11 protein-coding genes are annotated in these 11,354 nt (G+C 52.0%); all 11 read right to left on the minus strand.

Features of this window, described 5'->3' with window-relative positions:
* Positions 1-18: 18 nt before the first annotated feature.
* Entirely contained in the window at positions 19-915 is an 897-nt protein-coding gene (locus BLT35_RS12810; RefSeq protein ID WP_074728262.1) for a DMT family transporter, read from the minus strand.
* 204 nt (positions 916-1,119) lie between these two features.
* Positions 1,120-2,304 (minus strand): M24 family metallopeptidase, encoded by a 1,185-nt coding sequence (locus BLT35_RS12815; protein WP_367888792.1) that lies wholly within the window; start codon positions 2,302-2,304, stop codon positions 1,120-1,122.
* A gap of 10 nt (positions 2,305-2,314) precedes the next feature.
* A complete protein-coding gene (locus BLT35_RS12820; RefSeq protein WP_062408187.1) occupies positions 2,315-2,764 on the minus strand; it encodes an acyl-CoA thioesterase in 450 nt (149 codons plus the stop codon).
* Between the two features lie 134 nt (positions 2,765-2,898).
* Positions 2,899-4,938, minus strand: coding sequence for a heterodisulfide reductase-related iron-sulfur binding cluster (locus BLT35_RS12825; RefSeq protein WP_074728266.1), 2,040 nt, complete (start codon positions 4,936-4,938; stop codon positions 2,899-2,901).
* Between the two features lie 14 nt (positions 4,939-4,952).
* Complete coding sequence (locus BLT35_RS12830) at positions 4,953-5,930, minus strand: electron transfer flavoprotein subunit alpha/FixB family protein (RefSeq protein ID WP_074728268.1); 978 nt, start codon at positions 5,928-5,930, stop codon at positions 4,953-4,955.
* A gap of 14 nt (positions 5,931-5,944) precedes the next feature.
* Positions 5,945-6,712, minus strand: a complete 768-nt coding sequence (locus BLT35_RS12835) for an electron transfer flavoprotein subunit beta/FixA family protein (protein WP_054817211.1) — start codon at positions 6,710-6,712, stop codon at positions 5,945-5,947.
* 38 nt (positions 6,713-6,750) lie between these two features.
* Entirely contained in the window at positions 6,751-7,914 is a 1,164-nt protein-coding gene (locus BLT35_RS12840; RefSeq protein ID WP_269465278.1) for an acyl-CoA dehydrogenase family protein, read from the minus strand.
* Positions 7,911-8,657: an ABC transporter ATP-binding protein gene (locus BLT35_RS12845; protein WP_306274216.1), complete on the minus strand. Its 747-nt coding sequence runs from the start codon at positions 8,655-8,657 to the stop codon at positions 7,911-7,913. Before BLT35_RS12845 ends, BLT35_RS12840 begins: the two co-directional genes overlap by 4 nt.
* Positions 8,654-9,424 (minus strand): ABC transporter ATP-binding protein, encoded by a 771-nt coding sequence (locus BLT35_RS12850; RefSeq protein WP_074728270.1) that lies wholly within the window; start codon positions 9,422-9,424, stop codon positions 8,654-8,656. Before BLT35_RS12850 ends, BLT35_RS12845 begins: the two co-directional genes overlap by 4 nt.
* Positions 9,399-10,427: a branched-chain amino acid ABC transporter permease gene (locus tag BLT35_RS12855; protein WP_074728272.1), complete on the minus strand. Its 1,029-nt coding sequence runs from the start codon at positions 10,425-10,427 to the stop codon at positions 9,399-9,401. The genes BLT35_RS12850 and BLT35_RS12855 overlap by 26 nt, the downstream gene beginning before the upstream one ends.
* A 16-nt stretch (positions 10,428-10,443) precedes the next feature.
* A complete protein-coding gene (locus BLT35_RS12860; RefSeq protein ID WP_062408179.1) occupies positions 10,444-11,325 on the minus strand; it encodes a branched-chain amino acid ABC transporter permease in 882 nt (293 codons plus the stop codon).
* Positions 11,326-11,354: the final 29 nt, after the last annotated feature.

An 11,354-nucleotide genomic window follows, 5' to 3' on the forward strand; every position in this document is an offset into this window, starting at 1 on the left:
CCCTTCCGGATACGGTTATCAGCTTTTGGTCTTTAACCTGACCCTGCCCGGTGTCTTGTTCACAAAATAGATGCTGACGAGAATCAGCACAACCCCGCCCAAAAGAGACAAGGTTATCGGCTCGTGAAGAAACAGGCTTCCGGCCAGAATGGCCACGATAGGTATCATAAACGTGTACGAAGACACTTTGCTTGCCTCACCGGAGTCAATGAGTCTAAAGAATACGAGCCAGCCTATCGCGATGACAAAAAGTGAAATAAACAGAAGCGTCAGAATAAAAGCAGGTGTCCAGACAATATCGGTCCAACGCTCTACACTTAAGCCCGCAGCCGTCATGAAGAGCCCGCCTGTGATGAATTGGAGCGTCACCAGCCAGATCGGGTCCACGGCCGAAGCTTTTTTCTTCACATAAACGGTCCCTATCGCCCAGCTGAGCGCAGAACCCATGGCAAACATAATGCCCGTGAAGGAGATATGGCCGGATATACCGCCCGTACTGATGAGTCCCACTCCGGAAAAACCGAGAACAAGGCCCGCCATTTTCAGGCCGTACATCGCTTCCCCCAACCACATCCATGAGAATAGGCCCACAAGGACAGGTTGAAGGAACACAAGCGCAGAGAACAGGCCGGCAGGCAGATAATTCAGCCCGATCGTTTGCAGCCCGTAATACAAAACGACATTAAACAAAGCGGACAGCAAATAGACCGGCCAGGTTTCTTTGAAATGGAGTTTTTTATATCTTGGCAAAGCAATCAGCAGCAGAACAAGACCCGCTAACAACGTTCTGAGTCCCGAGAACAATACCGGCGGTGTGTACAACAACGCAAATTTGGATAACGGCCAATTCACTCCCCAGACAGTAACTAAAAAAATAATGAATAAAACGGTTTGCGTCCGGGAAAGTTTCCCCATGATCATTGTCTCCTCATGATTTAACCCGTCTACGTACAGAAGGTTGATATGAAATCCAGCTTTAATTATACCCCTTCGATCTCTTTTGACAAAACGGGATATTCCAAGAATTGGACGATGATCGTGGTTTTCAAGCAAGTCCCTGGTATTATCCTCATGATCTCATCGTTTTTCGTTATACTTTGCTTTTGACATATGAAATGTTTACATTCTAATCAATCCGGGAGGTGTCATTGAGATTCGCTCGCATCCCGTTTCCGTAATCAGATAGGTATCTTCGGTGCCGACGACTCCACGGCCGGGAAAAGTAAATTTCGGTTCAACGGCAATCACCATTCCGGGTTGAAGCGGGTACGTGAATTTCTCGGCCAGCACGGGAAATTCATCAAGCTCAAGCCCGATGCCATGTCCCAAAAATTTAGCCCTGTCCGCCTTGAATCCCATGAAGTGATCGACCAGCCCTTCCGCTTCAGCCATCGTTACCGCATCCAGGTAAAGCCGCTCGCAGACGGTTCCGGCCCGCATATTGGTTTCAGTCTGTTTGGCGATTCGCTCGGCGGCATCATAAGCATACTGCAAATCGTCAGGCAATTCCCCGAACACTATGGTTCTCGATTGGTCAATATGATACCCGTCTATACAGCAGCCAACATCGATCAATATGGGAACATTCTTTTCAAATGTTCTGCGGCTTGCTCCGAAGGGAAAGGCTGCACTTAGCCCTTCTCCTCCCGCAGGCCCGTCAAAGGATGTAGGAAATGCCGCAGAAGCTCCCGACACGATAATTCCGGAGGAATTCTGCTGATTATACGCTCTCATCCGCATAAGGCCGATATGCCCCAGCTGTCTCATATCATGCTCTATGCGGCTGATCATCTCAAGCTCCGACATACCGACATGAATGTACGATAAGGAGCGCTCAAGCGCAGTGTGGAGCACCATGGCAGACTCCTTGATTTTGCGGATTTCGTAAGGCGTCTTGATCATTCTGGTCTCGCGGGTCAGCATTGTGCCGTCCACCCATCTGACGCCGGGCAGCGCTTTTTGCAAACGCTGATAATACGATACGGGAAGCACATCAAACTCCGTCGCAAACACAAGCTCCTTGCCGCGATACAGGTCGGGCCACTCCTGTTCCAACCGGGATTGAAGTTCGGTCAACGACTCCAGCGGCTCCACCCTTCCCGCATATTCGCTGCGGGCGCGGGATACGCTTTTCCGTACAAAGAATGTGGCTTCCCCCTCGGAAGGGATCAGCAAATATCCCGTTTGCATGGAGCCTGCGAAATAATAGAGTCCTACATTATGGGTAATCACAAAGGCATCCACTCCGCGCTGCTTCATGAGCTGCTGCAAGCGCTGATGCCTGTTTAGCAATTCATCCATCATCCTTGTCACCTCAAGAGCACAACCACGGATCCGCATTCAGCGGCGGAAAAGGCCGGTCCTCTTCCAGAACCGCACGGTAGGCTGCGGGAATTTCCACTGCTTTGATGCTGCCATTTGCTTCCTTTACCCATCCTCGCAATTCATACCCATGACCTGTGCGAACGCCGCGGGCAAACACTTGATGCGTCAGCTTTATGGTTTTGGGTTGGACCTCCGCTGCTTCGGTCATCACCGTGATGATATCGTCGTAATAAAGCGGTTTCTCAAACGAGCAGCGGACATCCAGCAGAGGCAGGATGACGCCATCCCGCTCCGATAAAGTCGAAGGAGAAAGACCGATACTCCGGAAAAACTCGTGTGCTGCAATATCAAACCACTTAAAATAATTCGGATAATATACAATGCCCGCCTTGTCGGTATCTCCCCAGTTCACACGCAAACGAAACTGGTTTCGTCTCATTCTACCACCACCTTTGGGTTTTCTGCCACCCCTATTTCCTATTGTAATGCAAAACTTCGAATGATTCCATTTTATTTTTCTGTTCGTCTTAAAAACATAATATAAAAATCGTGCATAACCAGACGATCACAGACTCACAATAACGCTCGTTCTACAATTTCTGCGATATCCAAGGTTTGAACCTGGATTTCCAACCCTTTACTTTTCACGCCGTCACTCATCATGGTTAAACAATAGGGGCAATTGCTCCCTATGACGGTCGGACGCGCCTGAAGCGCTTGCTCCGTTCGTTCGACGTTTACGCGCTTGCCCTGCGATTCCTCCAGCCACATCATTCCTCCCCCTGCGCCGCAGCACATCGCGTCTTCCCGGTTCCGTTCCAGCTCCAGAAGCTTCACGCCGGGAACCGCCTGGAGAATATGGCGCGGGATGTCGAAGATTCCATTGTAACGGCCCAAGTAGCATGAATCGTGATAAGCCACCGCCTCTTCCATTTCCTTCTCCGGTCTTATGCGGCCTTCTTGGATGAGTTTCCAGATCAGCTCCGTATGATGGAAAACCTCCGCCTCCAAACCAAACTCCGGATATTCGTTTTTAAACGTGTTGTACGTATGCGGACATATCGTTACGATTTTCTTTACTCCATAGGCTTGAAACGCTGCGATGTTTTCTTGACAAAGCTGTTGGAACAGCATTTCGTTACCCATTCTTCGCGCGGAATCGCCCGAATTTTTCTCTTCATTGCCGAGTATCGCAAACTTCACGCCCGCCGTGTTCAAGATTTTGGCGAAGGATCGGGCGATGTTTTGGCTGCGGATATCAAACGAGCCCATCGAACCGACAAAGAACAAGTACTCGAAATCGTCTGTTTCCTCCACTGTCGGGATCACGAGATCCTCGCGCCCTTCACGCCATTTGATCCGGTCCTTGCGGCTGATCCCCCACGGATTGCTTTGCCTCTCGATATGTTGAAAGTACCGTGCCGCTTCGTGAGGCATGTCTCCCTGAGTCAATACCAGATAACGGCGCATGTCGATGATTTTCTCCACATGCTCGTTAGAAACAGGACATTGGTCCTCGCAATTGCGGCATGTGGTGCACGCCCACAGCTCCTCCTCCGTAATCACGTCGCCGATTAACCTTTTCTCTTCGGGACGCTGATCCGCAGCTTGCCTGGTCCCGGCCGCAGCGCCGGATGCAAAGGATAACGAAGGCATCCAGGGAGTACGGGAGGTTACGGCCCCTTTCTCCGTTAAGTGATCGCGCAGCTTGACAATGAGATCCATGGGAGACAGCGTCTTGCCCGTGTTCGAAGCCGGACACATCTGGGTGCAGCGACCGCATTCAACGCACGCATACAAATCGATCAATTGATTGCGCCGGAAATCTTCCACTTTGCCTGCACCGAAGGATTCCTGGGTCTCGTCCTCCAAATGGAGCGAGCTCAGTTTCCCGTAAGGTTTCGTTTCACGTAGCGCAATGTTTACGGGCGCAAACAAAAGATGTGCGTGCTTCGATTGCGGCACATAGACCAAGAAGGCCAGCAGCGTAAGCAAATGAACCCACCAGAATATATAAAAAGCTGCGCCAGCCTGACTTTCCGACAGTCCTGTAAACAAAGCGGCCAATAAAGAAGAGAAAGGCGCATACAAGCTGCTGTCTGCCCCTAACCAAAGCCGCTCAAACGCCAGCGACAGCAAGATCGAGCTCATCAGCACGGCAAGGAATAAAATGACGACCCCCGACTTCAGCCCTCGTTTAAGCCGGGAAAGCTTCTCGACATATCTCCGGTAGAAGGCATATGCCACGGCCAATAAAACCAAGAAGGTTGTCACCTCTTGAGTTAAACTGAAATAAGGGTGTGCCGCTCCAAGCGGCAGCTCGAACCCTTTGATAAACCCTTTTACGATCAGCTCAACTGCGCCGAACTGCAAAATAATGAACCCGTAAAACATCACCATATGCATCATGCCGCTCTTTTTGTCTTTCAGCAATTTCTTCTGACCGAATACTTGGATTAAAAATTCACGAATGCGTACGTCCAGGTCCTGCTTTAATTCGTGGGGCTTGCCCAGTCGAATATAAGTTATGCGGCTGTACACCACGGCTGCGAACCAATAGACCGCAAACCCCGAAACGGCGATAAAAGCAGCGAAATTCAGCAGCGGCCACATGTGGAAACCTCCTGTTACGACGTTATCAATGCGCTTCTAAATTCGTTCGACAATAAAGGTACGATCTCGAAAAGATCTCCGACGATGCCGTAATCGGCAATTTTAAAAATCGGCGCTTCCGGATCCTTATTAATGGCGACAATGATCTTGGCGTTGGACATACCGGCAACATGCTGGATCGCACCCGATATGCCGCAAGCGATATATAAATCCGGCGTAACCACTTTACCCGTTTGCCCGATTTGCAAAGCATAATCGCAATAACCCGCATCGCACGCCCCGCGCGAGGCCCCTACGGCAGCGCCGAGCACGTCGGCCAATTCCTCCAGCGGCTTGAATCCGTCGACACTCTTCACTCCTCTTCCTCCGGAGACGATAATTTTGGCCTCGGCCAGATCCACCCTCCCGAGCGATTGACGAACCACATGCCGCACGGTAGAGCGAAGATCCGTGAATTCCACCTTGAAATCCACCGTTTCCGAAATACGGGATGCATCCGGTTTGCCGACCTGAATGTTGTTTGGACGAATGGTGGCGAAGACGACGGCCTCCGTCGTTTTTTTCTTCTGGAACGCTTTACCTGCGTAGATCGGACGGGTAAAGACCAATTCGCCGTCCACGAGCGCAATATCTGTGACGTCGGAGATCAATCCCCATTCAAATTTAGCGGCAACACGGGGAGCCAAATCTTTGCCGGTCGCCGTATGCCCCATAAAGACGCAATCCGGTGCCGTCTCTTTTAATAACGCCGCGAACGCCTGGGTGTACGCATCCGGAGTATAATGCCGCAATGCCTCGTGCTCCACCTTATATATACGGTCAGCGCCCTGTTCTCTCAATGCAGATTCGTGCACGGATACTCCTGCTCCCAATAAAGCAACGTTTACCGTTCCGCCCTCCGCGGCCAGCCTTGCTGCGCCCAGCGCCTCGAAGGTCACGCTGCGAATGCCGCCGTCCCGAATTTCCGCCAAAACAAGTACGTTTCTGCTCATCGCGTTTCCTCCTCTTATATCACTTTGGCAGCGTTTCGAAGCAGCTGCACCAAGTCTGACGCCTGGGTCTGCGCATCGCCGGCTAGCAGTTGACAGGCGCCCCTCTTCGGGGGGACGTATTGATGGATTACCCTTGTTTTCGGTTGGACTTCCCCGACGTTCACTCCAAGTTCCGCCGCACCGATCCGATTGATCGGTTTCTTCTTCGCCTTCATAATCCCCGGCAAGGAAGGATAGCGCGGCTCATTCAGCCCCTGCTGCGCGGTGACAAGCGCCGGAAGGCAGAGCTCGACGGTCTCCGTATCCCCTTCCGCATCCCGCTCCACCGTGAGCCGGCTGCCTTCCACCGTCAGCTTCGTAACAGACGAGACATGCGGGATATCGAGCTCTTCTGCGACCCTGGGTCCCGTCTGACCGGATCCGTTGTCGACAGACATATTCCCGGTCAGAATGAGATCGAACGGGCAGCTGCGGATCACCGACGCCAGGACTTTCGAGGTTGTCCATTCGTCGCCGAACAGCGACTCGTCATCGACAAGGACACCTTGATCCGCACCCATCGCCAATGCCGTTCTCATCGAAGCTTCCACACGATCCGGCCCGATAGAGACGATGGTAACCGTACCTCCGAATGCCTCCCGCAATCGTACGGCTTCCTCCACGGCATATTCGTCGTAGGGATTCATAATAAAACGCACTCCATCTTCCTGAATGCGTCCTTCGACCAGCACCACATTTTCTTCCGTATCCATCGTTTGCTTCATGATCACAATTATGTCCATGGACTTCTCCCTCCGAAATGACAAACGTTCTCCACTTGTCAGGATAAAATTTCTTTGGCGATAACGACACGCTGAATTTGGTTCGTCCCTTCATAAATTTGCATAATCTTCGCATCCCGAAAATATTTCTCGACCGGGTACTCGCGGATAAAGCCATAACCACCATAGATTTGTACGGCGTCCGTTGCTACCTTCATGGCCGTATCCGCAGCGAAGCACTTGGCGAATGAGGCGTGCCTGACGGAAGGACGGCCTTCCTGCAGCAGAAACACCGCTTTTTGTACCAGCAAGCGGGACGCTTCAATATTCATCGCCATGTCAGCCAGCATAAATTGAATGGCTTGCAGATCGGTGATCGGCTTCCCGAACTGCTTTCGCTCTTTTGCATATTGCACAGCGGCTTCATAAGCGCCTTGGGCGATTCCGACCGCCTGCGAGCCGACCATCGGTCTGGCATACATCAGAGCCTTCATGAATATTTTAAAGCCCTCCCCTTCAGCGCCCAGACGTTGGGCCGACGGAATCTTCACGTCTTCGAATAGAACGGATGCCGTATCGGATGCACGAAGTCCAAGCTTTTTCTCTTTCTCTCCCACAGAAACACCTTCAGCGTCCCGTTCGACGATAAACGCGGTAAACGCTCTTGATCCAGTTTCGCCTTTCAGCTTGGCGAGCACGACATAAAAATTCGCTACGCTGGCGTTGGTGATAAAGCACTTTTCCCCATTCAACACGTAATCGTCGCCGATTCGTTCTGTTGTCGTTCGCAGCGAGCTTACATCGCTGCCGGCGGCAGGCTCCGTCAGCGCGAAAGCCGCATACTGTCCTTCTTCCGTCAGACGACGCAAATAAACGCGCTTTTGCTCCTCCGTTCCTCCCACCAGAATCGGATAGGAGGCCAACGAATTCGCATCCAGGCTGGTCGCAACACCGGCACATGCTTTCGCGATTTCCTCCATGATTAACGCATGGGATATCTTATCGATCCCCGCACCGCCATACGCTTCGGGGATCGCCAGATTAGACAGGCCGGTCTCGTAAAGCTTCTTCATGATTTCCGCAGGGAAGCTTTCCGTTTCATCATAGTGTCTTGCGCGAGGCGCAATCTCCTGCGAGGCGAACTCTCGCGCAAGCGATTGAATCGCTTCCTGTTCATCGGATAGGAAGAACATCCCTTTCACCTTCGTCTGTACATCACTCATGCATTTACCGCTCCTTTGGTTTCGTGAACTGTACCAAGATATGTCTTTTGAACCATCGGATCGTACAACAGATCAGACGGTTTGCCTTCCAGTACGAAGGTTCCCCGATCCATCACATACACCCGGTCCGCCACCTTCAAGGCGGCTTTTACATTCTGCTCCACCAAAATGACCATCGTCCCGAGGTCGTCCCTGATGCGCTGCAAAATGACAAGGATCTCCTTCACAATGAAAGGTGCAAGTCCCATAGAAGGCTCATCGAGCAAAATAATTTTCGGATCCGCCATCAGCCCTCGGGCGATGGCCAGCATTTGCTGCTCCCCGCCGCTCATATTGCCGGCCGCTGACTTATAGTGCTTCTTCAAACCGGGGAACATCTCCAGCATCGCTTCCAGCTTCGACTCCACCGTGTGCTTCTCTCGCTTATATTTGTGATACATGCCAAGAATCAGATTTTCTCTGACGCTCAAGCTCGTAAACACCTGCCTTCCTTCGGGCACAAGGCTGATCCCTTTGCGGACGACCTGATGCGCCGGCAGATGCTCGATCCGATCTTTCCCCAGGAGAATCTCTCCTTGCGCCGGCTTATATAAGCCCGCAAGAACCCCAAGCAGCGTGCTCTTCCCTGCGCCATTCGCTCCGATGATGGATACCATCTCGCCCGGATGGACGGACAGGCTGACCTGATGCAGCGCGCGGATGCGGCCGTGGTAAGCGGTAATGCCGTTGGCCTGCAGCATCATTCCAACTCCTTCCCTAAGTAGGCGTCGATCACCTTAGGATGGTTTCTTATTTGCTCGGGGGACCCCTCGGCAATCTTGACCCCGAAATCGATAACGACGATGCGATCCGCAATTTTCATGACGGCGGCCATGTCGTGCTCGACAAAAAGAAAAGAGTGCCCCTTATTTTTCATCTCCAGCAGGAACGAAGCGAGCCGGTGGCTTTCCCCGTCATTTAAGCCCGCCATCGGTTCGTCGAGCAGGATCAGATCCGCCTTCAGCACAATCGCCCTGGCCAACTCCAGCAGCTTGCGCAAACCGTAAGGCAGGTTGCCGGCAATCTCCGCCTGTTTGTCCTGTAAGCCAACCGATTCCAATGCCTGAAGCGCTAAAGAAGCCGCGGTTTCGTCGTCTTCTTTCACCACCGGCAGCCGAAAGCCGGCATTGAAGATCGTCGTTTTGAGCTTTGTATGCGTACCGAGCATGACATTTTCCAGCACCGTCATGGACTCGAAAATTTGAAGATTTTGGAAGGTCCTCGTGATCCCCTTCGCAGTCAGCCGGTGAACCTGCGTTCCGGTTAATTTCTCTCCCTTGAACCAGACCTCACCCTCGCTTGGCTCCAGAATAGAGGAAATCATGTTAAACAGCGTCGTTTTGCCCGCTCCGTTCGGACCGATAACCGCTACGATCTCCCCTTTTCGAACTTTGAAAGAAACACCGTCCACCGCTACAATGCCGCCGAAACGTTTGGTTAATTGCTTAACTTCCAACAGTGCGCTGTCCATGCGGTCCGCCTCCTTCCGGGAGCTTCCTGCGGCGGAAGCGTTCCTGTATTGCGCCGATCATCGGCAGCAAGCCTTTGGGCATAAACATCATGACGAGAACCAACAGAAGACCGTAAGTGATAATTTCAATTTCTCCGCCGACATCCATTACCATCGGGACATAATGGCGCACGCCTTCCGCCAGCACCGTCATCACGAAAGCGCCAAGGATCGCGCCCCAAATCGGTTGAGCCCCTCCGACAACGACCATGATCAGCAGTTGGATCGATGCCAGCACGTAAAATGTTCCCGGTGCGAGAAAATTCATAAAATGGGCGTACAAGCTTCCGGCTGCAGAAGCAAAAACCGCGCTTAACACAAAAATTTGCAGCTTATATTTCAATACATCTATTCCCTGCGTGAGCGTCGCGATCTCGCTGTCGTGAATCCCCCGAAGCACCCTGCCGATATGGGATTGCACTAGATTAATGCAAAACGATGCCAGGAGAAGCACAATCCCCCATACGAGAAAGTAATAATTCCATTCCCCGCGAATGTCGAAGCCGAATACCGAAAATTTCGGAATCCCGGTTAAACCCGATGCCCCGCCGGTCAGGTCGTACATGCCTAAAATGACGATGTATACGATAATGTTAAAACCGATGGTCGCCAGCGCCAGAAAATGCTCCTTCAGCTTCAGCGTTGGAATGCCGACTGCAAAAGCAATCAAACCCGTCAACAGAATCCCGGCCAACATCGCCGCAAGCGGCGCAACCCCGTACTTAACGGTCAGGATGCCCGAGGTATACGCTCCGATTCCAAAGAAGGCCGCATGCCCAAGCGAGATTTGACCCGCATATCCCATCAGCAGACTTAATCCCAGCGTAATGATGCTGTAAATCCCGATCAGCACCAATACCGTCAAATAATAAGGAGAATGAAAAAGGACCGGCGCAAGCACGATGAGCGCCATCAGGATGAAAAGCGGCTTGAGCCGGCTGGCATACAGCGTTTGCTTCTTCACAAGACTCCCCCTTTCTTTAGACCCGTTTTCCGGTTGCTTTACTCATCATGCCGTTCGGTGAAATGAACAAGACCAGCAGCAGGAAAGCAAAGCTGATCGCATCGCTGTAGGAAGTAGAAATGTACCCTCCGCTGAACGCCTCGATCACGCCAATCAAAAAACCGGCAAAGACGGCGCCGGATATGTTGTTCATCCCGCCGATGACCATGGCCATAAAGCCCTTTAGGCCGAGCAAGAGGCCCATATCGTAAATGGCTCCTGTGATCGGAGTCACCACGATGCCGGCCACAGCGCCGACCGCAGCGCTGGCCGTAAACGCAAAAGCTGACATCGATCGGGTATTGATTCCCATTAGCTGCGCGGCCTTGGGGTTGATGACGCATGCCTTCAACGCCGTGCCGAGCACCGTTTTTTCAAAAAATAAATACAGCATACCCAGCAGCAGCACCAGTGTCGCAAACACCCAGATGCTTTGCGGAATCAGGACGGCGCCCAGGATCATAACCGGCGAGCTGTCGGAAAACGGCGGGAGGCTTAACGGCGTGTTTCCCCAAATCAGCAGACCTGCCCCCCTGAGCACGATCGATACGCCAATCGTAATAATGATCAACGTTACAAAATTCGCATTTCTGACCGGATAGACCGTCGTTCTCTCCATGAAGAAACCGAAACAGGCCGTAAGAACAATGGCCAGTATGATACTGAAAACCAGCGGAACCCCCGATTGAACGAAGGATACGCATAGAAGAGCTCCAAGCATCGTAAACTCTCCTTGCGCAAAGTTAATCACGCCGGTTACATTATAGATGGTAACGTAACCGACGGCGATAAGCGCATAGATGCTCCCCGTCGTGAGGCCCGTAATGAGATATTGCATAACTTGGCTGATCGTATCCATTTTGTCCCCTCTCTTCTATATGAGATATA

It is taken from the genome of Paenibacillus naphthalenovorans (assembly GCF_900099895.1).
Classification (GTDB): Bacteria; Bacillota; Bacilli; order Paenibacillales; family NBRC-103111; genus Paenibacillus_G; species Paenibacillus_G naphthalenovorans.

Coding starts and splice junctions, on each gene's coding strand:
- BLT35_RS12810 (WP_074728262.1), bottom strand. CDS start 915: ATGGGGAAACTTTCCCGGACGCAAACCGTTTTATTCATTATTTTTTTA.
- BLT35_RS12815 (WP_367888792.1), bottom strand. CDS start 2,304: ATGATGGATGAATTGCTAAACAGGCATCAGCGCTTGCAGCAGCTCATG.
- BLT35_RS12820 (WP_062408187.1), bottom strand. CDS start 2,764: ATGAGACGAAACCAGTTTCGTTTGCGTGTGAACTGGGGAGATACCGAC.
- BLT35_RS12825 (WP_074728266.1), bottom strand. CDS start 4,938: ATGTGGCCGCTGCTGAATTTCGCTGCTTTTATCGCCGTTTCGGGGTTT.
- BLT35_RS12830 (WP_074728268.1), bottom strand. CDS start 5,930: ATGAGCAGAAACGTACTTGTTTTGGCGGAAATTCGGGACGGCGGCATT.
- BLT35_RS12835 (WP_054817211.1), bottom strand. CDS start 6,712: ATGGACATAATTGTGATCATGAAGCAAACGATGGATACGGAAGAAAAT.
- BLT35_RS12840 (WP_269465278.1), bottom strand. CDS start 7,914: ATGAGTGATGTACAGACGAAGGTGAAAGGGATGTTCTTCCTATCCGAT.
- BLT35_RS12845 (WP_306274216.1), bottom strand. CDS start 8,657: ATGATGCTGCAGGCCAACGGCATTACCGCTTACCACGGCCGCATCCGC.
- BLT35_RS12850 (WP_074728270.1), bottom strand. CDS start 9,424: ATGGACAGCGCACTGTTGGAAGTTAAGCAATTAACCAAACGTTTCGGC.
- BLT35_RS12860 (WP_062408179.1), bottom strand. CDS start 11,325: ATGGATACGATCAGCCAAGTTATGCAATATCTCATTACGGGCCTCACG.